16 protein-coding genes and 6 pseudogenes are annotated in these 20,964 nt (G+C 69.9%); 7 read left to right on the top strand and 15 right to left on the bottom strand.

The window, feature by feature from the left end; translation table 11 throughout:
* Positions 1-5 precede the first annotated feature (5 nt).
* The 8 genes and pseudogenes from LJB71_RS02805 to trpE all read right to left on the bottom strand — a co-directional run bounded on the left by LJB71_RS02805 (position 6) and on the right by trpE (position 5,639).
* Positions 6-542 carry a DUF1543 domain-containing protein gene (locus tag LJB71_RS02805; RefSeq protein WP_259303010.1) on the bottom strand — a complete coding sequence of 179 codons (537 nt, stop codon included), beginning with the start codon at positions 540-542 and terminating at the stop codon, positions 6-8.
* A 17-nt stretch (positions 543-559) separates the two neighbouring features.
* Positions 560-1,123 (bottom strand): annotated as a pseudogene (locus tag LJB71_RS02800) (aminodeoxychorismate/anthranilate synthase component II); the annotation flags it as partial.
* Positions 1,124-1,187: 64 nt separating this feature from the next.
* Positions 1,188-2,552, bottom strand: coding sequence for a HAMP domain-containing sensor histidine kinase (locus LJB71_RS02795; RefSeq protein WP_259303009.1), 1,365 nt, complete (start codon positions 2,550-2,552; stop codon positions 1,188-1,190).
* A complete protein-coding gene (locus LJB71_RS14480) occupies positions 2,549-2,734 on the bottom strand; it encodes a winged helix-turn-helix domain-containing protein (protein WP_310649378.1) in 186 nt (61 codons plus the stop codon). Before LJB71_RS14480 ends, LJB71_RS02795 begins: the two co-directional genes overlap by 4 nt.
* On the bottom strand, positions 2,734-3,222 hold the full coding sequence (locus LJB71_RS02790; protein ID WP_310649377.1) for a response regulator: 489 nt from the start codon (positions 3,220-3,222) through the stop codon (positions 2,734-2,736). Before LJB71_RS02790 ends, LJB71_RS14480 begins: the two co-directional genes overlap by 1 nt.
* A 231-nt stretch (positions 3,223-3,453) precedes the next feature.
* Entirely contained in the window at positions 3,454-3,699 is a 246-nt protein-coding gene (locus LJB71_RS02785) for a hypothetical protein (protein ID WP_259303008.1), read from the bottom strand.
* A 109-nt stretch (positions 3,700-3,808) separates the two neighbouring features.
* A complete protein-coding gene (locus LJB71_RS02780; protein ID WP_259303007.1) occupies positions 3,809-4,018 on the bottom strand; it encodes a hypothetical protein in 210 nt (69 codons plus the stop codon).
* Positions 4,019-4,169: 151 nt separating this feature from the next.
* A complete protein-coding gene (gene trpE / locus LJB71_RS02775; RefSeq protein ID WP_259304717.1) occupies positions 4,170-5,639 on the bottom strand; it encodes an anthranilate synthase component I in 1,470 nt (489 codons plus the stop codon).
* A 457-nt stretch (positions 5,640-6,096) separates the two neighbouring features.
* Here trpE and LJB71_RS02770 point away from each other — a divergent pair, with 457 nt between their 5' ends.
* A complete protein-coding gene (locus tag LJB71_RS02770; protein WP_259303006.1) occupies positions 6,097-7,623 on the top strand; it encodes a glycosyltransferase family 39 protein in 1,527 nt (508 codons plus the stop codon).
* Positions 7,624-7,633: 10 nt separating this feature from the next.
* Here the strand turns inward: LJB71_RS02770 and rpe are convergent, their stop codons facing one another.
* Together rpe and LJB71_RS02760 are read right to left on the bottom strand one after the other, a co-directional pair.
* Positions 7,634-8,311 carry a ribulose-phosphate 3-epimerase gene (gene rpe, locus LJB71_RS02765; protein WP_259304716.1) on the bottom strand — a complete coding sequence of 226 codons (678 nt, stop codon included), beginning with the start codon at positions 8,309-8,311 and terminating at the stop codon, positions 7,634-7,636.
* 2 nt (positions 8,312-8,313) lie between these two features.
* Complete coding sequence (locus LJB71_RS02760; protein WP_259303005.1) at positions 8,314-8,688, bottom strand: DnaJ domain-containing protein; 375 nt, start codon at positions 8,686-8,688, stop codon at positions 8,314-8,316.
* Positions 8,689-8,760: 72 nt separating this feature from the next.
* Here LJB71_RS02760 and LJB71_RS02755 point away from each other — a divergent pair, with 72 nt between their 5' ends.
* Entirely contained in the window at positions 8,761-9,657 is an 897-nt protein-coding gene (locus LJB71_RS02755) for a phosphoribosylaminoimidazolesuccinocarboxamide synthase (RefSeq protein WP_259303004.1), read from the top strand.
* A gap of 56 nt (positions 9,658-9,713) precedes the next feature.
* Here LJB71_RS02755 and nhaA read toward each other — a convergent pair.
* Positions 9,714-10,895: pseudogene (nhaA, locus tag LJB71_RS02750) on the bottom strand (Na+/H+ antiporter NhaA); the annotation flags it as partial.
* 102 nt (positions 10,896-10,997) lie between these two features.
* Here nhaA and LJB71_RS02745 point away from each other — a divergent pair.
* A complete protein-coding gene (locus LJB71_RS02745) occupies positions 10,998-11,729 on the top strand; it encodes a hypothetical protein (RefSeq protein WP_259303003.1) in 732 nt (243 codons plus the stop codon).
* 10 nt (positions 11,730-11,739) lie between these two features.
* Here LJB71_RS02745 and hmgA read toward each other — a convergent pair whose 3' ends face one another.
* Positions 11,740-13,035, bottom strand: coding sequence for a homogentisate 1,2-dioxygenase (gene hmgA, locus LJB71_RS02740; RefSeq protein WP_259303002.1), 1,296 nt, complete (start codon positions 13,033-13,035; stop codon positions 11,740-11,742).
* 119 nt (positions 13,036-13,154) lie between these two features.
* Positions 13,155-14,240: a 4-hydroxyphenylpyruvate dioxygenase gene (hppD, locus tag LJB71_RS02735; RefSeq protein WP_259303001.1), complete on the bottom strand. Its 1,086-nt coding sequence runs from the start codon at positions 14,238-14,240 to the stop codon at positions 13,155-13,157.
* Between the two features lie 76 nt (positions 14,241-14,316).
* Between hppD and LJB71_RS02730 the strand changes: the two are divergent.
* Positions 14,317-14,785, top strand: a pseudogene (locus tag LJB71_RS02730) (MarR family transcriptional regulator).
* Positions 14,786-14,869: 84 nt separating this feature from the next.
* Here the strand turns inward: LJB71_RS02730 and LJB71_RS02725 are convergent.
* Positions 14,870-16,402 carry an oligopeptide:H+ symporter gene (locus LJB71_RS02725; protein ID WP_259303000.1) on the bottom strand — a complete coding sequence of 511 codons (1,533 nt, stop codon included), beginning with the start codon at positions 16,400-16,402 and terminating at the stop codon, positions 14,870-14,872.
* Positions 16,403-16,541: 139 nt separating this feature from the next.
* On the bottom strand, positions 16,542-17,420 hold the full coding sequence (locus LJB71_RS02720; protein WP_259302999.1) for a tryptophan 2,3-dioxygenase family protein: 879 nt from the start codon (positions 17,418-17,420) through the stop codon (positions 16,542-16,544).
* 131 nt (positions 17,421-17,551) lie between these two features.
* Between LJB71_RS02720 and pdhA the strand changes: the two are divergent.
* From pdhA to LJB71_RS02705, 3 pseudogenes are all read left to right on the top strand, one after another.
* A pseudogene (gene pdhA / locus LJB71_RS02715) lies at positions 17,552-18,629 on the top strand (pyruvate dehydrogenase (acetyl-transferring) E1 component subunit alpha).
* A pseudogene (locus LJB71_RS02710) lies at positions 18,626-19,613 on the top strand (alpha-ketoacid dehydrogenase subunit beta). The pseudogenes pdhA and LJB71_RS02710 overlap by 4 nt, the downstream one beginning before the upstream one ends.
* 10 nt (positions 19,614-19,623) lie before the next feature.
* Positions 19,624-20,948 (top strand): annotated as a pseudogene (locus tag LJB71_RS02705) (dihydrolipoamide acetyltransferase family protein).
* Positions 20,949-20,964 lie beyond the last annotated feature (16 nt).

Here is a 20,964-nt window from a genome sequence, read left to right as displayed (position 1 = left end):
GCGTTTCAGGACAAAGGAATGTAGGCGCTGTGGCTTTCGATGCCGGCGTGCGCGCCGGGCGGCAGGTGCACGTGCAGGCCGCCGATCGGCCCCAGCGGCAGGCAGGCGTCCACTTCGAACAGAGCGTCGCGGTGCGGCTGCACCCAGTCCGCCGCCGCCTGCTGCAGCGCCTTGCGCTTGGCCTCGGCGAGATCAGATGCCACCACCAGCAGGTAGCGGTGGTCCTCGCCGAACACGCCGGCCTGGTAGCCGCCGAGGTTGGCGAAGTACAGCCGCGGCGCATCGGCCGGCGGCGGCTCCGGCCGCAGGCGCACCTGGCGGTCCTCCACCCCGTCCACCACCATCCAGGCGTCGATGTGCAGCCCTTCTGGCGCGCCAAACCATTGCGCGCGCAGCTGGGTATGGGCAGCGCCGATCTCCGGCGCGACCGCGAACACCACGTCGTGCACCTCGGTATTGGCGCGCGCATGGCGCCCGCCCAGCAGGACCACGAACAGGCGCAGCGCCTGCTGTGTCCCGGCATCGGCAGGCTTCCTGGGCATCCCTCAGCGCTCCAGGAGTTCTTCAGCATGGCGTGCCCATGCTGGGTGAGGATGGATTCGGGATGGAACTGCACCCCTCCACCGGATGCTCGCGATGGCGCAGGCCCATGATTTCCTCCATCGACCCGTCTTCGTTTTCGGTCCACGCGGTGACTTCCAGGCAGCCCGGCAGGCGCGCCTTGTCCACCACCAGCGAGTGGTAGCGGGTGGCCTCGAAGCCGTCCGGCAGGCCGGCGAACACGCCCTTGCCTTCGTGGCGGATGCTGGACGTCTTGCCGTGCATGATCCGCCCGGCGCGCACCACGTCGCCGCCATACGCCTGGCCCATCGCCTGGTGGCCCAGGCAGACGCCGAAGATCGGAATGGTCGGCCCCAGCCGCTCGATCAGCGCCAGCGACACCCCCCGCTTCGTTCGGCGTGCACGGCCCCGGCGAAATGACGATGCGCTGCGGCGCGAGGCGTTCGATCTGGTCCACCGTCAGCGCGTCGTTGCGCTCCACCCGCACCTCGGCGCCCAGCTCCTGCAGGTACTGCACGAGGTTGTAGGTGAAGCTGTCGTAGTTGTCGAGCATCAAGAGCATGGCGGCCTACGCCCGGGCATGGGCAAGCAACGGGGCCGGGCAGGATAACGCACCGCGGGCCGCCTCAGCCGGGCGGCAGCAGCACCTGCACGCGCAGCCCGGGGGCGTTGTCCAGCAACTGCACCTGGCCGCCATGGTGGCGCACGATGGCGCGCACCAGGCTCAGCCCCAGCCCGGTGCCGGGCGAGCCGCGGTGCGCCTCCAGCCGCTGGAAACGGTCGAACACGCGCTCGCGCTCGGCCTCGGGGATGCCGGGGCCGCGGTCGCCCACCTGCAGGCGCACCCCGGCGGCCACCGCATCCAGCCGCACCTCCACCTCGCTGCCGGCCGGCGCGTACTTCAGCGCGTTGTCCAGCAGGTTCACCGCCAGCTGGAACAGCTGGTCGCGATCGCCGCGCACGGTCGCCACCGCCAGCTGCACCTGCAGCCGGATCCCGCGCTCGGCGCCGATCGGAGCGTACAGCTCCACCGCATCCTCCACCACCTCGGCCAGCGCCACCTGCGGCGCATCCGCATCCAGCGCCTGCGCCTCGATCCGCGACAGCCGCAGCAGGGCGGCGAACGACTGCAGCAGCTGATCGGTCTCCGCCACCGCGCGGTCCAGGTGCGCCTGCAGCCCGGGTTCGCGCGCCTGCCGGCGCAGGTCTTCCAGCCGGTTGCGCAGGCGCGTCAGCGGGGTGCGCAGATCGTGCGCGATGTGGTCGGTGGCATGGCGCACCCCATCCAGCAGCTCCTCGATGCGGTCGAGCATGGCGTTGAAGCGGGACGCCACCTGGTCGAAGGCATCGCCGCTATGGTCCAGCGGCGCGCGCAGGCCGAGCTGGCCGGCGCTGACCCGGGCCGCGGTCGCTTCCAGTCCGCGCAGACGACCGGCAACCCAACGTGAAGTCAGCCAGCCCACCAGCGCGGCCAGCACGGCCGCCGCCAGCAGGGCGCGCAGTACCGCCTGCTGCATCAGCCCCAGCAGACGGTCCTGGGCCAGCAGGCGCTGCCCGGTGAGCAGCACCTCGCCGCCAGCAAGGCGCTGCTCGTAGGCGATCACCCGCAGCGCATCGCCGGTTTCCGGCATCCGCTCGGTGAACTCCACCCAGCGTCCGCGCGGGCCCGGGATCCCGGCATCCGGCCGCTCGCCAACCAGCGCACTGCCATCCGCACCGGCCAGCGCGTACACCGCATCCGGGTCGCCGTCGTCGCCATGGATGCGCGCCTGCAGTTCGGCCAGCAAGCCGGCGCGCCCGCCCTCGCGGTAGGTGTCCACCAGGGTGATGGCATCGGCGCGCACCAGGTCGCGCGCCTCGTGCAGCAGCAGGCTGGAGACCGCGTAGTACAGTCCGCCGCCGATCAGCACCACCGCGGCCAGGAAGCTGCCCATCACCAGCAGGGCCAGGCGCGCGCTGGTGGACGGCAGCAGGCGCTTCACCGCGCTCACTCCGACAGCCGGTAGCCGGCGCCGCGCACGGTATGCAGCAGCGGACGGGCGAAGTCGTGGTCGATCTTCTGGCGCAGGCGGCTGATGTGGACGTCGATGACATTGGTCTGCGGATCGAAGTGGTAGTCCCACACCGCCTCCAGCAGCATGGTGCGGGTCACCACCTGGCCGGCGTGGCGCATCAGGTATTCCAGCAGGCGGAACTCGCGCGGCTGCAGCTCGATCCGCCGGCCCTCCGCTGCGCGGTGCGCGCAAGCAGGTCCAGCTCGAGCTCACCCACGCGCAGCCTCGTGGGCTCGCGCTCGCCGCCCTGGTGGCGGCGCACGATGCCGTCCAGGCGCGCACTCAGCTCGGCGTAGGCGAATGGCTTGACCAGGTAGTCGTCGGCCCCCGCGCGCAGGCCCTCCACGCGATGATCGGTATCGCCCAGCGCGGTCAGCATCAGGATCGGCACCTGATTGCCGGCGCCGCGCAGGGTGCGCAGCAGGGTCAGCCCGTCCAGCCCGGGCAGCATGCGGTCCAGCACCAGCGCGTCGAACGGCTCGGTAGTGGCCAGGAACAGGCCCTGCTTGCCGTCGGCGGCGTGGTCCACCACGTGGCCGTCCTCGCGCAGCCCCTTGCCGATGAAGGCGGCGGTGTGGGCATCGTCCTCGACCAGAAGGATTCGCATGGCGGATCGCAGCTCCCGTATTCCCTTGTCCGTGCCTCTTGTGCCCATTGCGCGCCACGGGCAGACACCACCGCGGCGGAAGTCCCGGCAAAAAACGCCCGCAAAAAAGCATCCTCAAAAAGAATACCCCGCAGGCAGCAACCTGCGGGGTATTCCGCGCATGGGGCGGACCAGCCGGCATGGACGAGGGAGGCATCCTCCGGCGCGCGGCCGCCGGCACGCGGAACCGGCTTACTTCTTGGCCGGGGCGTCGCTGCTCGTGGCCGGGGCGGCAGCCTGCGCCTTGCCGTGCCTGTGGTGCTTGCGGTGATGCTTCTTGTGCATCGCCGGCTTGGCGGCGGTGGCACCGGCGGTGCTGCTGGCGGCCGGGGCAGAGGCCGGGCTGCTCTGGCCCGATTGCGCGGGCACGGCGGCCACGGCGGCGCCGGTCAGGGCGGTGAAGGCGACGGCGATCAGGCTCTTGCGGACGATGTTCATGGTCGATTCCTCGGATGTGTCTGGGGTGGTGGAACGGTGGTGGCGCTGGAGCGCGGGTGCCGCGGACGCTGCGTGCCGACGCGAGGGAGGGCCGCCGCGGTGGCGCGGCCTACTTCTTGGCCGGGGCAACCGGCGCGGCCGGCTTGGCCTCGGTCTTGCCGGTCTTGGCCACCGACTTGCCGGTGGCCGGCTTGGCGGCGGTGGCCGCGGCGGCGGCGGACTTGGCCGGCCTGGCCGGTGCCGCCGGGGTGGCGGCCAGGGCGCCGCCGGCGATGGCGGCCAGGGCGACGGCGATCAGGGACTTGCGCAGGGTGTTCATCGCGGATTCCTCGGGGGAGCGTTGCGGCGGGGCTTGCGGTTCGCCGGGGTGATGTCCCCGGTGCAGGTGCAGACTGCGCCTGTCCGCTTCACCCGCCGCTTGCGGGACGATGAACGCTTTGTAATCCGGCACGATGCCGGGGCGCGGCGCGCTACAGACCGCGGGCCGCCTGCGCCACCGCGCGGAACAGGGCGCGGCCCTTGTTCATGGTCTCCTCCCACTCCTTCTGCGGGTCGGAGTCGTACACGATGCCGGCGCCTGCCTGCACGTGCAGGTATCCATCCTGGATCACCGCCGTGCGGATGGCGATGGCGGTGTCGGCGTCGCCATGCCAGCCGATGTAGCCGATCGCGCCGGCGTACACGTTGCGCTTCACCGGCTCCAGCTGGCGGATGATCTCCAGCGCGCGGATCTTGGGCGCGCCGGACACGGTGCCGGCGGGGAAGGTGGCGCGCAGCACGTCGGCGTAGCTCAGCCCGTCCTGCAGGCGCCCGATGACCTCGCTGACGATATGCATGACGTGGCTGTAGCGTTCGATCACGAAGCGCTCGCGCACCGCCACGCTGCCCGGCTGCGACACCCGCCCGGCATCGTTGCGGCCGAGATCGATCAGCATCAGATGCTCGGCGCGCTCCTTGGGGTCGGCCAGCAGCTCGGCCTCCAGCGCCCGGTCTTCCTCCGGCGTGCGCCCGCGCGGACGGGTGCCGGCGATCGGGCGCACCGTCACCTTGCCGCCCTGCAGCCGCACCAGGATCTCTGGCGAGGAGCCGACCACCTGGGTGCCGCCAACGTCGAGGAAATACATGTACGGCGACGGATTCAGCGCGCGCAGCGCGCGGTACACGTCCACCGGGCGCGCACGGAACGGCACGCGCATGCGCTGGCTGAGCACCACCTGGAACGCATCGCCGGCGCGGATGTAGCCCTTCACCTGCTCGACCGCATCGATGAAGCCCTCGCGGGTGAAGCCGCTGACGAAATCGGCCTCGTCCAGCGCGGCCGGCTGCAGGACTTCCGGATACGGCGCGCCGCCGTGGCGCAGGCGATGGGTGAGCGCATCCAGCCGGCGGCTGGCGTGCGCCCACGCCTGCGGCTGGCGCGGATCGGCGTGCACGATGAGGTACAGCCGGCCCTTGAGGTTGTCGAACACCGCCAGCTCGTCGCTCTGCATCAGCAGGATGTCGGGCGTGCCGAGCTCGTCGGGCTTGGGGTGGGCGCGCAGGCGCGGCTCGATGTATTCGATGCACTCGAAGCCGAACCAGCCGACCAGGCCGCCGGTGAACCCGGGCAGGCCGGGGATCTCCGGCACCCGCTGCTGCGCGCGCAGGCGCTCGACCTCGGCCAGCGGGTCGTCCACCTCGCGCGTGTCCACCACCTCGCCGTGCTCGCGCACACTCAGCGTGTGGCCGCGGAACTCGTACACCCGCCGCGCCGGCAGGCCGATGATCGAATAGCGGCCGAAGCGTTCGCCGCCTTCCACCGACTCGAACAGGTAGGTGTGCGGGCCGTCCGCCAACTTGAGATAGACCGACAGCGGGGTGTCGAGGTCGGACAGCACCTCGCGCACCACCGGGACCAGGGTGTAGCCGTCAGCGGCGGCCTGGGCGAAGCGTTCTTGCAGGGACGAAGCGGGGACGGTCACGTGGGGATTCCTTGGACGATACGGCAGGGGCGGACACGGCGGCATCGCCTCGCCGCCATCGCCCGCCATGCCCGCAGGAAGTGCCCGTCGAAATGCCGGTCCGCTCCATGCCGCGCACTCTAGCGGCTGCCCACACCGGCAGGCAAACGCCGATCGTCATCTTCGCGTCACCGAAGCCATGCAGCATGGGAGTCCATCGCAGGGATGGCGGACGGGCAGGACGCCCAGCTCTTGGTGACGACCGGCGCCGCGCGCCCCCTCGCGGCGCCGGTTTTTTCATGCCCGCCCGGCGCGCCCCGCCCCGCGCCTGGCCCAGAATGCGCCGCCATCCGTCGCCGCCAAGGCCCGGCCACGGAACTTTCCGCGCCTGCCGGGACTCTTGCCGCCATCCCCCACGCCACACCGGGCCCGCGGGCCCGGACGCCGCGACGCATCCGTGCACACCGCTTCCGACCTCCGCTACAAACGCTGGACCCTGGCCTACCTGCTGCTGTTCGGACTGACGTGGTGGGCGATCTTCAGCCTCACCCGGCATGCCCTCGACCATGCGGACATGGTCGAGAACTACGTCTGGGGCACGGCATGGCAATGGGGCAACAACAAGCACCCACCGCTGTTCGGCTGGATCACCGCGGCCTGGTTCCATCTGTTTCCGACCCGCGACTGGGCCTACTACTTGCTGGAGGAAGCCAACCTGGTGCTGGCGCTGTGGTGGCTGGCGCTGGCGATGCGCCGCGGCCTGCCGTGGGACCGGGTGCTGGCGGGCGTCGTACTGACCAGCCTGGTGACCCTGTACGGCGCCGACAGCGGCTACAAGTACAACGCCAATACCGCGCAACTGCCGTTCATCGCCGGCTTCGCCTGGAGCCTGCTGCATGCGCTGCAGGGCCGGCGCCTGCGCTGGTTCGCGCTGGCAGGCGCCTTCGCCGGGGCGGCGCTGCTCACCAAATACTCGGCGCTGCTGCTGCTGGCAGCGGTGGCGCTGCCCGCGGCGCTGGCGCTGCGCCCGCCACTGCGCATGCTGGTGGCCGGCGGCGCGCTGGCGGCCGCGGTGGCAGGCGCGCTGTTCCTGCCGCACGTGCTGTGGTCGATCCGGCACGGCTGGCCCAGCCTGCACTACATGCACTCGGTGCACCAGGCCAGCAGCGCCGCCGATATCGCGCTGGCGCATCTGACCGTGCTGGTCTCGGCCCTGCTCTACTGTGGGCTGATGCTACTGGTGTGGGCGCTGGCGCGCGCCCGGCTGCCGGTCGCCGCGTCCGCGCCGCCATCCGGCGCATCGCCCGCGCCGCGCCTGGGCGGGCGCATCCTGCTCGCGGCGCTGGTGCTGACCCTCTCCGGCGCGCTACTGGAACGGGTGACGCCGGTCCCGCCGTGGCTGATCCCGGTGCTGCTGTTCGCCGGCTGGGCGCTGGCGGAGCGGGTGCCGGACGATCGCGACACCGGCCTGATGGCGCGCCGGGTGCTGATCGCCGCGCTGGCCTGGCTGGTGCTGATGGCGCTGGCGGCGGGCGGGCTGGAGATGCGCTACCGCCGCACTCCGGCGCCACCGCCCTATGTGCTGCCGCAGACGATGGCCGAACAGGTCGAGACGCTTTACCGGCAGGCCTATGGCGCGCCGATCGAATACGCCGCCGGCAGCTTCCCGCTGCCCTATTTCCTTGCCTTCTACGGCGCCAACCATCCGCGTGCGCTGTATGGCTTCGATCTTGCGCAATCGACCTGGATCGACCCCGAAGCCCTGCGCGCCGGCAACAAGGTGGCCCTGTGCGGCAGCCTGCGCTCTTTCGCACCGCCGCCGGAGCCGACATGCGCGGCGCGCGCCGCCGCCCTGTTCGGGCCACCCGACCAGACCCGCACCCTGCAATGGCGGGTGTACGACCCGGGCAGCCGGCGCCAGGCGCTGCAGAGCGTGGAATTGCTGATGTGGAAGCCGCGCCACCCGGTCGGCGCGGCGGACTGAGGCCGGCGGCTCAGCGTGCGCGCGCCTGCGCCACCGCCTGCTTCATGCGCGCGATGATGGCGGCGTAATCGGGCTGGCCGAAGATGGCGCTGCCGGCGACGAAGGTATCGGCGCCGGCGGCCGCGATCGCGCCGATGTTGTCCGGCTTCACGCCGCCGTCGATCTCAAGCCGGATCGGCTTGCCGCAGGCGTCGATCCGCGCCCGCACCTGGCGCAGCTTGTCCAGCGCCGAGGGGATGAACGCCTGCCCGCCGAAGCCGGGGTTGACCGACATCAGCAGCACCAGGTCGAGGTCTTCCAGCACCCAGTCCAGCACCTCCACCGGGGTGGCGGGATTGAGCACCAGCCCGGCCTGGCAACCCTGCGCCTTGATCAGCTGGATCGTGCGGTGCACGTGGCGGCTGGCCTCGGGATGGAAGCTGATCAGGCTGGCCCCGGCCTGGGCGAAGTCGGGCACGATCCGGTCCACCGGCTCCACCATCAGGTGCACGTCGATCGGCGCGCTGACACCGTGCCTGCGCAGCGCCTCGCACACCAGTGGGCCGATGGTGAGGTTGGGCACGTAATGGTTGTCCATCACGTCGAAATGCACCCAGTCGGCGCCGGCTTTGATGACGGCGTCCACCTCCTCGCCGAGCCTTGCGAAGTTGGCGGACAGAATGGACGGGGCGATCACGGTGGGCTGCATGCTCATGTCTTCCTGCGCAGGGTCTGGATACGGTCGTAGGCGGCGTTGATCTCGCGCGATTTCTGTTCGGCGATCTTGCGCAGCTCAGGCGCGGCGCCGGCCACGCGGTCGGGATGGTACTGGCTGATCAGGCGACGGTAGGCACGGTCGATCTGGGCATCGCTGGCATCCTCGCGCACGCCAAGCACCCGGTAGGCCCAGTCCACGTCGGCATCCCCGGGCGGCCCGGCCGGCGGCGGGCGCGGCGATGGCCGGCGGGTGAACGCATCGTGGTCGAACCAGTAGCCGACCAGCCACCCGATCAGCGCCCCCACCGGATGCCGCAGCAGCAGCCAGCCGGCGATGAAACCGAGGAATTGTCCGTACCAGCGTCGCATCCGCGCAGTGTACAGGGCGGGCCGGGAGTGCCGGCCTTACACTAGGCGCCCCACTTTCCTGCCCGCGCGTCCATGGCCACCACCCTGCTCCAGTCCGACCTGCCCGGCCTGAACCTGATCCACCGCGGCAAGGTCCGCGACGTGTTCGACCTCGGCGACGGCCACTTGCTCATGGTCGCCACCGACCGCCTGAGCGCATTCGACGTGGTGCTGCCCGACCCGATCCCCGGCAAGGGCGAGATGCTCTGCCAGATCAGCAATTTCTGGTTCGACAAGACCGCCCACATCATCGCCAACCACCTGACCGGCATCGACGTTGCCAGCGTGCTGCCACCCGGCGTGGACGCGGCGCTGTACGCCAGGCGCGCGGTGGTGACGAAGAAGCTCAAGCCGGTGCCGGTGGAGTGCATCGCGCGCGGCTACCTCATCGGCAGCGGCTGGAAGGACTACCAGCGCACCGGCGCGGTCAGTGGCATCGTCCTGCCCGCAGGACTCCGGCAAGCGCAGCAGCTGCCCGAGCCCCTCTTCACCCCGTCCACCAAGGCGGCGGTGGGCGACCACGACGAGAACATCGATTTCGCGGCCGCGGTGAGCCTGGTCGGCCGCGAACTGGCGGAGGCGGTGCGCGACGCCACCTTGGCGATCTACGGCTTCGCCCGCGACTATGCGGCGCAGCGCGGCATCATCCTCGCCGACACCAAGTTCGAGTTCGGCACCGACGAAGACGGCAGGCTCTACGTGATGGACGAGATGCTGACGCCCGATTCGTCGCGCTACTGGCCGGCGGAGCAGTACCAGGTGGGCATCAGCCCGCCGAGCTACGACAAGCAGTTCGTGCGCGACTACCTGGAGACGCTGGACTGGGACAAGACTCCGCCCGGCCCGCGCCTGCCGGCGGAGGTGATCGCCAAGACCCGCGCCAAGTACGCCGAGGCGCTGGAGAAGCTGGCCGGCCTGCGCATCGACTGAATGCGGCAAGCCTGCGCGGCCGCGCCTAGCGCGCGGCCTGCTGCGCGCGGCAGCACCAGCGCCAGCCACAGCAGGCCGGCCAACGCCGCCACCACCGAGGCGCCGAGCACCCCGAGCACGCTCTCGGTGTAGAGCAGCCCCTGCCCGCCGAACGCCAGCGAGGCGATGAACAGGCTCATGGTGAAGCCGATCCCGCACAGCAGGCCCAGGCCCAGCATCGCGCGCAGGTCCATGCCCTCGGGGAAGCGCGCCAGCCCCAGCGCGCGCATCAGCACCGCCGCGCCGGCGATCCCGACCGGCTTGCCCAGCACCAGCCCCAGCGCGATCCCGGCCGGCAGCGGCGCGAGCAGATCGCTGGCCTGCAACCCCGCCAGCGACAGCCCGGCATTGACGAACGCGAACAGCGGCAGGATGGCGTAGGCCACCCACGGATGCAGCGCATGCTCCAGGGCTTCCAGCGGCGAATGCTCGCTGGCATCGTCGATCGTGTTGCGGCGGTCGTAGTGCGGGATCATCAGCCCGGTCACCACCCCAGCCAGGGTGGCATGCACGCCCGAAGCCAGCACCAGCGCCCACAGCACCGCCCCGAGCACGAGATAAGGCGCCAGATGGGTCACCTTGCGGCGGTTCAGCCCCCACATCGCCAGCACCACCACCGCCGCCCCGGCCAGCGCCGTCCACTGCAGGCCCTGGGTGTAGAACAGGGCGATGATCAGGATCGCGATCAGATCGTCGGCGACGGCAATGGTGGACAGCAGCAGTTTCATCCCCAGCGGCACCCGCGACCCCAGCAGCGCCAGCACGCCCAGCGCGAAGGCGATATCGGTGGCCGTCGGCACCGCCCAGCCGCGCATTGCCTCGGCATCGGCGTGATTCAGGGCGACATACAGCAGCGCCGGCACCGCCACCCCGCCGATTGCGCACACCACCGGCAGCGCCAGTTGCGCGCGGCTGGAGAGCTGCCCGGAGATCACCTCGCGCTTGATCTCCAGCGCCACCAGCAGGAAGAAGATCGCCATCAGGCCATCATTGACCCACCAGTGCAGCGATTTGCCCCAGTCCCCGCGCCCCAGCGGCGTATCCCGGAAGGCCTCGTAGGCGTGCGCCAGCGGCGAGTTGGCTGCCAGCATCGCCAGCACCGCCGCCACGATCAGGACGATGCCGCCGGCGGCCTCGAGGCGGAAGAATTCGATGAGCACGCGCTGCGCGCGCTCGAACACCCTGGGTTGCGCTCTCATCTGGCCAGTATAGCGGCCGCATGCCGCCGGATCGCCCCGCCCGCGTCACGCAGCCGACATGGGCATCCACTAGTGTGCCCGGCGCCGACTGGAGCCTTTGGCATGCTGCTCAACAAGACCCCGCTCGCACGCAATGCTCTGAAGGCCGGTACCGATGCCGGCCTGAGCTTGCTGGAGCGGCGCATTCTGATCCTCGCCGACGGCAAGCGTAGCCTCGATACCCTGGCCGGCCTGCTGGGACCGGAGATCCTGCCCATGATCGATCGTCTGCTGCGCGACGGCTACCTGCAGCGCGACGAGGAGGCACCGAGGGCACCCATGCGCCCCGGTGCAGGCGTCGCTGGCGCGCTCACCGGCCTGCTGCGCGCGACCACCGATGTCCTGCAGGCGCGCAGCGAGCAGATCCGGGCCGAGACCGCGAAACCCGCTCCTGCGGTCGCGGTGCCAGCGGACTTGCACGTGCAGCCACTGGCACCCTCTGCCTCCGCAGCGGCGACGCCGGCCGCGGCCAGCGCCCGCCAGCGGCGTTCGCTGGTCGGGGCCAAGATGTACCTCATCGACATGCTGCAGCTGCAGCGTCACCCGGACGCCGTGGAACACAAGGCGCGCATCCAGCTCGCCAGCGGTGACGACGCCCTGCTGGCCGCCCTGCTGGACGGCCTGCGCGTGCTGCAGCAACTGACGCCACCCAGCTACGCCGAACGCATTGCCATACGCCTCGGCGAGGTGCTGCCGGAGCAGTGGCTGCCGGCCCTGGCACAAGTGGTCGCCACGTCGCAGGTGCCGTCCTCCGACGGCGCCGGCGCGCCGGCGCTGAAGCTGGTCAGCGGCTAAAGGCCGAAGCTCAGCCCGGGAAGCGCTTGCCCAGGCCGCGCCAGCAATCCGGGTAATCCTGCTGCCGGTGCGCGGCCTCAAGCGCCTGCGCGCAGGGGCGGATTACCGCGCGGGTTTCGAACATGAAGGCCATGGTGTCTTCGATGTAGTCCGGCGTGCGGGTGTCGGCGGCGCTGGCCTTCTCGAAAGTGGCCGCGTCCGGCCCGTGCCCGGTCATGCAGTTGTGCAGCGAACAGCCGCCGGGCACGAAGCCGTCGGCCTTGGCGTCGTAGGCGCCGTGGATCAGGCCCATGAACTCGCTGGCCACGTTGCGGTGGAACCACGGCGGGCGGAAGGTGTCGCGCATGGCCAGGATGCGCGGCGGGAAGATCACGAAATCCATGTTGCTGGTGCCCGGGGTATCGCTGGGCGAATGCAGCACCAGGAAGATCGACGGGTCCGGATGGTCGTAGCTGATCGAGCCGATGGTGTTGAAGCGGCGCAGATCGTACCTGTAGGGTGCGTAGTTGCCGTGCCAGCCCACCACGTCCAGCGGCGAGTGGTCGATCGGCGCGCGCCATAGGTGGCCCTGGAGCTTGGCGATCAGCTCGAACTCGCCCTCCACGTCCTCGAACGCCGCCTGCGGGGCGAGGAAGTCGCGCGGGTTGGCCAGGCCGTTGCTGCCGATCGGCCCGAGGTCGGGCAGGCGCAGCAGGGCGCCGAAGTTCTCGCACACGTAGCCGCGCGCCGTGCCATCCGCCAGCGCGACGCGGAAGCGCACGCCGCGCGGGACCACCGCGATCTCCTGCGGCTCCACGTCCAGCACGCCCAGCTCGGTCTCGATGTGCAGCCGGCCCAGCTGCGGGACGATCAGCAGCTCGCCGTCGGCGTCGTAGAAAAAGCGCCCCTGCATGTCGCGGTTGGCCGCGTACAGATGGATGCCGACGCCGGTGCCCGCCTGCGGGCCGCCGTTGCCGCCCATGGTGAACAGGCCCGCGACGAAATCGGTGGGCACCTCCGGCAGCGGCAGCGGATTCCAGCGCAGCTGCTCCGGGGTCACCGGGCCGCTGCCGAAATCATTGTGGAAGGCCGGCTGCGACAGCGGCGCGAAGCGGCCATGCACCGCCGCCGGACGGATGCGGTACAGCCAGCTGCGGCGGTTGGCATGCCGCGGCGCGGTGAACGCGGTGCCGGTCAGCTGCTCGGCGTACAGCCCGTGCGCCACCCGCTGCGGCGAATTGCGCCCGACCGGCAGCGTGCCGGGAACCGCTTCGCTCGCGAACTCGTTGCCGAAACCGCTCTGATAGCCGTTGCTGTGGATGCTCATGCGCTTCGCCGCTCCCGGTCGGCCTGTCGAACGCCACGCCGCGGTGGCCGTTCGTGGTGAGCCTGTCGAACCATGAACGGCCTCCCGCCCTCGACAGGCTCAGGGCGCGCGGCCGCCAGTCACAACACCCCGCGGCGCATCTGGTCGCGCTCGATGCTCTCGAACAGGGCCTGGAAGTTGCCTTCGCCGAAGCCTTCGTTGCCCTTGCGCTGGATGATCTCGAAGAAGATCGGGCCGAACGCGTTCTGGGTGAAGATCTGCAGCAGCTTGCGCGTCTTGGTCTCCGGGTCGGCATCGATCAGGATCTTGTTCCTGGCCAGGCGCGGCACGTCCTCGCCGTGGTTGGGCACGCGCTGGTCGATCACCTCGAAATAGGTGTCCGGGGTGTCGAGGAACGCGACTCCGGCCGCGCGCATCCGCTCCACCGTGGTGTAGATGTCGTCGGTGAACAGGGCGATGTGCTGGATGCCTTCGCCCTTGTACTCGCGCAGGTATTCGTTGATCTGGCTCTTCTCGTCGCTGGATTCGTTGAGCGGGATGCGGACGATGCCGTCCGGCGCGGTCATCGCTTTCGACAGCAGGCCGGTCTTGGCGCCCTTGATGTCGAAGTAGCGGATCTCGCGGAAGTTGAACAGCTTCTCGTAGTAGTCCGACCACTTCGCCATGTTGCCCACAAACAGGTTGTGGGTGAGGTGGTCGATGAAGGTCAGGCCGAAGCCCTTGGGGTGCGGGTCCACGCCCGGCAGCGGTTCGTAGTCTGCATAGAGGTCCTCGCGGCCGTCATCCACCAGATACAGCATGCAGTCGCCGATGCCCTTGATCGCGGGCGTATCCACCGCGCCGGTCTCCGGCTTGTGGTCGGCCTTGGCGCCGCCGTTGGCCAGCACGTGCGCCAGCACCTCGGCGGTGGGCTTTTGGAAGCGGATCGCGAAGCCGCAGGCGGATGGCCCGTGCTGGGCGGCGAAGTCGGAGGCGAACGAATCGGTCGATTCGTTCAGCAGGAAATTGATGGTGCCCTGGCGGAACAGGGTGATCGGCCGCGCCTTGTGCCGCGCCACCGCGGTGAAGCCCAGCTTCTCCAGATACTCGCGCATGCGCGGGCCCTGCCCGGCCGGCGCGGCGAACTCGACGAACTCGAAGCCGTGGATGCCCATCGGGTTGTCGAAGGTGGTCGGCTGCATGCCAAGATTGGGTTGCGCGCTCATACGGAGATCCTCAACGCCGGGGAGTGTATTTTATAGTTGCATTTGCAACCATTTTCAAGGCACCCTGCCGTCCACCATGGCCGACCACGCCCAGCTCGTCCTCGAACGCTTCCTGCCCTACCGCCTGAGCGTGCTGACCAATCGCCTCAGCGGCGCGATCGCACGCGAATACTCGCAGCGGTTCGACCTCGGCGTCACCGAATGGCGGGTGATGGCGATCCTCGGCCGCACCCCCGAACCTCTCCGCCAATCAGGTGGCGCAGCGCACGGCCATGGATAAAGTGGCGGTGAGCCGCGCGGTGGCGCGGCTGCTGGCGTCCGGCCGGATCGAACGCGAGTACGACGCCACCGACCGCCGCCGCTCGGTGCTGCGCCTGTCGAAAGCCGGCTATGCCATCTACGACCAGATCGTGCCGCTGGCACTGGCGTTCGAACGGCAGGTGCTGGGCGAACTGCCTGCCGAGGAATGCGCCCTGCTGTTCCGCCTGCTGGACCGGCTGGACGAGCTGGAACTGCGCGCCGAATCCACCCACCACGCCAGCTGAGGCGCGCCGTAACCGCAGATGGCGGCCCGCAGGCCGCCGTCGGAACACCAGGCCGCACCCGCTGGCAGATGCGGCAGCCCGTGTTTACTTCACGCCGTGCATCCAGCGCTGGATCAGCGGCGCGATCAGGAACAGCAGCACGCCCGCGCCCACCAGCGCATAGAAGCCGAAGGTGTAGCCGGCGTGCGCCGAGGCCACGGTCATGCCGCCTTCGCCGCTGACGTGGCCGGCGAAGATGCCTGCCAGGTTGTTGCCGATCGCGATCGACAGGAACCAGCAACCCATCGCCAGGCCCGCCAGGCGCGACGGCGCCAGCTTGGTGGTCATCGACAGCCCGATCGGCGACAGGCACAGCTCGCCCACCGACTGGATCACGTACACCATGAACAGGGTCCAGAACGGAATCTTGCCGTTGGCATCGAGCATGCTGGACAAGGCCACCATCAGCAGCAGGAACGCCAGGCCGTTGAAGATCAGGCCGAGGCCGAACTTGCGCGGGATGATCGGATTGTTCTTGCCCATCTTCACCCACAGCCAGGCCATGACCGGCGCCAGCACGATGATCGCCACCGAGTTCACCGACTGGAACCAGGACACCGGGAAGTCGTCGGTGCCGGCCAGCGCCTGGAACAGGCCCGGCATGCCGAGGTCGCGATTGACGATCTTGTCGGCCAGGAAGTTGAACGAACTGCCGGCCTGCTCGAAGAACATCCAGAACAGCACGTTGAACACGAAGATGGTCAGCATCGCCATCACCTTGTCGCGCGCGACCTTGCCTTCCACCACGCCCTCGCGCACCAGCATCACCGCGGGAATGATGAACAGCGCCATCAGGATCGCCTGCAGCAGATTGGCGTCGATGGTCAGCAGCGCATAGAACAGCGGGATACCGATCACCACTCCGAACAGCAGCACCAGGCTGACGTTGCGCCACCCGGTCTGGTGGCTGGCCGGCAGGCCGATGCCCTTGAGCTGGCGGCGGCCGAACCAGAACCACACCAGGCTCAGCAGCATGCCGATGCCAGCGGAGATGAACACGATCTTGTAGGCCGGCATGTCCTCGATGCCGAACATCTTCTTGGCCAGGTACTGGGTCACCAGCGGCGCCAGCAGCGCGCCGAGGTTGATCCCCATGTAGAAGATGGTGAAGCCGGAGTCGCGGCGCTCGTCGCCCTGCGCGTACAGCTTGCCGACCATGGTCGAGATGATCGGCTTGAACAGGCCGTTGCCCACGATGATCGTGGCCAGGCCGAGCTTGAACACGTTTTCGTCCGGCACCGCCAGCAGGAACAGCCCCGCCGACATCACCACCGCGCCCAGCAGGATCGAACGCTGATAGCCAATCAGTTTGTCGGCGACATAGCCGCCGAAGATCGCGCCCGCGTACACCAGCGCCAGGTAGGCGCCGTACAGCTCGCTCGCCGGTTTCTCGCCGGCGGCATTGCCGCCGTGGAACTGGGCCACGATGTACAGCACCATCGCCCAGCGGATGCCATAGAACGCGAAGCGTTCCCAGAATTCCGACATGAACAGCATCCACAGCGGGCGCGGATGCCCCATCAGCTGCGGGAATTCCGGTGGATTCACCGGGGTGGGCGTGTCTGTGGCTCCGCTCATGCGGCGTCCCCCTCGTGGTCGTTTATTGGTTTCAAAGGATGCGAACCGGGCCACGGCGGGCGCGGAACCGGGCGAGGATGGCCGAGCCGGTGCGCCGGCGTCAAACCCGCCCCCTGCTGCGTCGCAGCAAAACGCCGGCTCAGGCCGCGCCGGGGCCGACCGTGGTGCGCACCTCGAACAGCTCGGGGAAGAAGCTCAGGTCCAGCGCACGCTTGAGGAAGGCCACGCCGCTGGAGCCCCCGGTACCGCGCTTGAAGCCGATGATCCGCATCACCGTGCGCATGTGGCGGAAGCGCCACAGCTGGAACTGGGTCTCCAGGTCCACCAGATCCTCGCAGAGCTGGTATTCGCGCCAGTAGCGGGCGGTATCGGCATAGATGCGCTCGAACACCGGCAGCAGCGCGCGATCGAGCGCATGCGGCTGGCTGAAATCCCGCACCAGATGCGCCTCCGGCACCGCGTGCCCCCAGCGCGCCAGATAGCGCAGGAACTCGTCGTACAGGCTGGGCGCGCGCAGCACCGCCTCCAGCGCGGCGTAGCCCTCCGCATCGTGGGCGAACACCTTCAGCATCGCCGCGTTCTTGTTGCCCAGCAGGAACTCCAGCGTGCGGTACTGCAGCGACTGGAACCCGGACGAAGGCCCCAGCACGTCGCGGAACTCCATGTATTCCGAGGGCGTCAGCGTCTCCAGCACCGACCATTGGGCGGTGAGCTGGTCCAGCACCCGCTTGCAGCGCGCCGCACCCTTGCCGAACTGCCAGACGCGGTCGTTGCGCAGGTGCGCGATCGCCGCCGACAGCTCGTGGATCAGCAGTTTCAGCCACAGCTCGCTGGTCTGATGCTGGATGATGAACAGCATCTCGTCGTGGTGCGGCGGGTTCGACAGCGGCTGCTGGGCCGACAGCAGCTGATCCAGGCGCAGGTAGCCGCCGTAGGTGATGCGGCCGGCCAGATCCGTGTGGATGTCGGCTTCGAGGTCGCGCCGGTTGGCGCCTGCGGTGTCGTGTTCGCTGGTCATCGCGGGATTCTCGCACGCGGCAACGCCCCCGCGGCTGATCCGGGTCAAGGCCAGGGCGATGCCGCAGCGCGCAACGGGCCGTCACGTGTTGCCCGTTATCATAGAGCGATTGCTCCAACCCCAAGGCGAACATGAGCACGGCCGCCCACTTCGACATCGAATACCTGCAATACCTCAAACCCGACGGCACCCTGGCCGGCCCGCTGCCGCCGGCGGTGCCCGGCGCCAAGGCGCTGCTGCCGCTGTTCAAGCAGATGCTGCTGGTGCGCACCTTCGACGGCAAGGCCATCGCCCTGCAGCGCACCGGCAAGCTGGGCACCTATGCCAGCTGCCTGGGGCATGAGGCTACCCACGTCGGCATCGGCGCCTCGCTGCGGCCCGAGGACGTGTTCGCGCCCAGCTACCGCGAGTACGGCGCGCAGTTCATGCGCGGCGTGCGCCCGCGCGAGGTGCTGCTGTACTGGGGCGGCGACGAGCGCGGCAACCTGCTCACCGGCGGGCCGGCGCACGACTACCCGTGGTGCGTGCCGATCTCCACCCAGTGCCTGATGGCCTCGGGCGCGGCGCTGAGCTTCAAAGCTGCGCGGGCAGGACCGGATCGCGGTGGCCTGCTGCGGCGACGGCGGTAGCTCCAAGACCGACTTCTACGCGGCGGTGAACTCGGCCGGCGCCTACACCCTGCCGCTGGTGCTGTGCGTGATCAACAACGGCTGGGCGATTTCGGTACCGCGCAAGGCCCAGACCGGCGCGCAGACGCTGGCGCAGAAGGGTCTGGCCGGCGGCCTGCACTGCCTGCAGGTGGACGGCAACGACCTGGTCGCGGTGCTGGAAGCGATGCGCCGCGCCACCGCGCGCGCGCGCAGCGGCGAAGGCGGCAGCGTCATCGAGTTCCTCACCTACCGCCTGCACGACCACACCACCGCCGACGACGCCCGCCGCTATCGCAGCGAAGAGGAAGTGAAGGCGGCGTGGGAGAAGGAACCCTTCCTGCGCCTGCGCAAGTTCCTGGTGGACCAGACGCTCTGGGACGACGCCCAGGAACAGGCTTGGGTGGAGGAATGCGGCAAGCGCGTGGACGCAGAAATCAACGCCTACCTGGAAACACCGGTGCAGCCGGTGGAAACGATGTTCGACTACCTGTACGCAGACATGCCGGCCGACCTGCGGGCGCAGCGGGATGCCGCGATCGCGCTGGAGGGCCGGGCATGAGCGCGCAGCCGATTACCCTGATCGAGGCGATCACCCAGGCGCTGGCGCACGAGCTGCGCAAGGACCCCAGCGTGGTCGTGCTGGGCGAGGACGTGGGCGTGAACGGCGGCGTGTTCCGCGCCACTGCCGGCCTGTCCGCCGAGTTCGGCCCGGAGCGCATCCTCGACACCCCGCTGGACGAGACCACGATTGCCGGCCTCACCGTCGGCATGGCCAGCCAAGGCATGAAGCCGGTCGCCGAGGCCCAGTTCGACGGCTTCATGTACCCGATGGTGGACTTCATCGTCTGCCACGCCGCGCGCATGCGCTACCGCACCCGCGGCCGCCTGACCTGCCCGATGGTGCTGCGCGTGCCGTGGGGCGGCGGCATCCGCGCGCCGGAGCACCACAGCGAGGCGAACGAGTCCATCTTCACCAACGTGCCGGGGCTGCGGGTGGTGATGCCCAGCTCGCCGCAGCGCGCCTACGGCCTGCTGCTGGCCGCGATCCGCGACCCGGACCCGGTGATCTACATGGAGCCCAAGCGCATCTACCGCCAGTACAAGGAGCTGGTGCCGGACGACGGCGAGGCCCTGCCGCTGGACGTGTGCTACGTGCTGCGCGACGGCAGCGACATCACCCTGGTGACCTGGGGCGCGCAGGTGAAGGGAAACCCTGGAGGCCGCCGACAAGCTGGCCGCCGAAGGCATCCGCGCCGAGGTGATCGACGTGGCCACGCTCAAGCCGCTGGACTTTGCCACGATCGCCGAGTCGGTGGCCAAGACCGGCCGCTGCGTGATCGTGCACGAAGCCGCCAAGACCGCCGGCTTCGGCGCCGAGATCGCCGCGCGCGTGGCCGAGGAATGCCTGTTCGACCTGCTCTCGCCGGTCGAGCGCGTCACCGGCTACGACACCCACATCCCGCTGTTCCGTCTCGAGATGAAATACCTGCCGAGCGTGGACAAGATCGTCGCCGCCGCCAAGCGCGCGCTGGCTTATTCGTAAAGGACGCCCCATGAGCAAGAAGTTCTTTCTGCCCGACCTCGGCGAAGGCCTGCCGGACGCGACCATCGTGGAGTGGCACGTCAAGGAAGGCGACATCATCCGCCTGGACGAGAACCTGGTGTCGATGGAAACCGCCAAGGCGGTGGTCGACGTGCCCTCGCCCGTCTCTGGCAAGGTGCTGAAGCTGGCCGGCGGTCCGGGCGACGTGATCGCCACCGGCGCCCTGCTGGCCGAGTTCGAGATCGACCCCAGCCTGCCGCAGCGCGCGGAAGGCCAGGACACCGGCCACCACCACGGCCCGTCCCACGCCGCGGCGGAACCGGCCGCGCCAGCGCCCGCCGCGCAGGCGGAGCCGGAGGACGCCGGCACCGTGGTCGGTGCCATGCAGGTCGGCAACGCGGTGGTGAGTGAGGCCGCGGTCGCGGTGGGCGGCGTCAAGGCCGTGCCGGCGGTGCGCGCGATGGCGCGCAAGCTGGGCGTGGACCTCGCCCGCGTGCGTCCCAGCGGTCCGGACGGCACGGTGACCATGGACGACGTCAAGCGCGCCGCCGCGGACGGCTCGGCCAAGCCGGGCGCCGCGCCCGCCGCCGCGCGCACCGCCGCGCCGGCCCCGGTGACCGCCACCGCGCCGGCGCAGCGCAGCACACTGTCGCAGGCCGGCAAGCCGATGCGCACCCGCCACCGGGCGTGGCCGCCTCTGGCCAGCCAGAGCAGCTCAAGGGCGTGCGCCGCAACATGGCGCGGGTGATGGCCGACGCCCACGCCAAGGTGGTGCCCACCACGCTGGTGGACGACGCCGACCTGCACGCCTGGATCGGCAAGCAGGACATCACCGCGCGCCTGATCCGCGCGATTGTCACCGCCTGCAAGGCGGTGCCGGCGCTGAACGCCTGGTTCGACGGCGAGACCCTCAGCCGCACGCTGCACCCGCAGGTGGACGTCGGCATCGCGGTGGACACCGAGGACGGCCTGTTCGTGCCGGCCCTGCGCAACGCCGACATGCTGGACGCGCGCGGCATCCGCGAGGGCATCAACCGCCTGCGGGCGCAGGTGGAGAGCCGCACGATCCCGGCCAGCGAGCTCACCGGCTACACCATCTCGCTGTCCAACTTCGGCATGTTCGCCGGCCGCTACGCGACCCCGGTGGTGGTGCCGCCGTGCGTGGCCATCGTCGGCGCCGGCAAGCTCTGCTTTGATGTGGTGGCGGTGATCGGCGGCATCGAGGTGCACCGCCGCCTGCCGATCTCGCTGACCTTCGACCACCGCGCCTGCACCGGCGGCGAAGCCGCGCGCTTTCTCAAGGCGCTGCTGGACGACCTGGCGCTACCGCAGTAATCGCCGCAACCGCAGC

The organism is Thermomonas sp. S9, assembly GCF_024704365.1.
Lineage (GTDB): Bacteria > Pseudomonadota > Gammaproteobacteria > Xanthomonadales > Xanthomonadaceae > Thermomonas.
This window is presented reverse-complemented; position numbering and strand designations above follow the sequence as displayed.

Excerpts from the sequence above, each read along its gene's own strand:
- LJB71_RS02805 (WP_259303010.1), bottom strand. The coding sequence starts at position 542 with ATGCCCAGGAAGCCTGCCGATGCCGGGACACAGCAGGCGCTGCGCCTG.
- LJB71_RS14480 (WP_310649378.1), bottom strand. The coding sequence starts at position 2,734 with ATGCGCCACGCCGGCCAGGTGGTGACCCGCACCATGCTGCTGGAGGCG.
- LJB71_RS02790 (WP_310649377.1), bottom strand. The coding sequence starts at position 3,222 with ATGCGAATCCTTCTGGTCGAGGACGATGCCCACACCGCCGCCTTCATC.
- LJB71_RS02785 (WP_259303008.1), bottom strand. The coding sequence starts at position 3,699 with ATGAACATCGTCCGCAAGAGCCTGATCGCCGTCGCCTTCACCGCCCTG.
- LJB71_RS02780 (WP_259303007.1), bottom strand. The coding sequence starts at position 4,018 with ATGAACACCCTGCGCAAGTCCCTGATCGCCGTCGCCCTGGCCGCCATC.
- rpe (WP_259304716.1), bottom strand. The coding sequence starts at position 8,311 with ATGCAGCCCACCGTGATCGCCCCGTCCATTCTGTCCGCCAACTTCGCA.
- LJB71_RS02760 (WP_259303005.1), bottom strand. The coding sequence starts at position 8,688 with ATGCGACGCTGGTACGGACAATTCCTCGGTTTCATCGCCGGCTGGCTG.
- LJB71_RS02755 (WP_259303004.1), top strand. The coding sequence starts at position 8,761 with ATGGCCACCACCCTGCTCCAGTCCGACCTGCCCGGCCTGAACCTGATC.
- LJB71_RS02745 (WP_259303003.1), top strand. The coding sequence starts at position 10,998 with ATGCTGCTCAACAAGACCCCGCTCGCACGCAATGCTCTGAAGGCCGGT.
- hmgA (WP_259303002.1), bottom strand. The coding sequence starts at position 13,035 with ATGAGCATCCACAGCAACGGCTATCAGAGCGGTTTCGGCAACGAGTTC.
- hppD (WP_259303001.1), bottom strand. The coding sequence starts at position 14,240 with ATGAGCGCGCAACCCAATCTTGGCATGCAGCCGACCACCTTCGACAAC.
- LJB71_RS02725 (WP_259303000.1), bottom strand. The coding sequence starts at position 16,402 with ATGAGCGGAGCCACAGACACGCCCACCCCGGTGAATCCACCGGAATTC.
- LJB71_RS02720 (WP_259302999.1), bottom strand. The coding sequence starts at position 17,420 with ATGACCAGCGAACACGACACCGCAGGCGCCAACCGGCGCGACCTCGAA.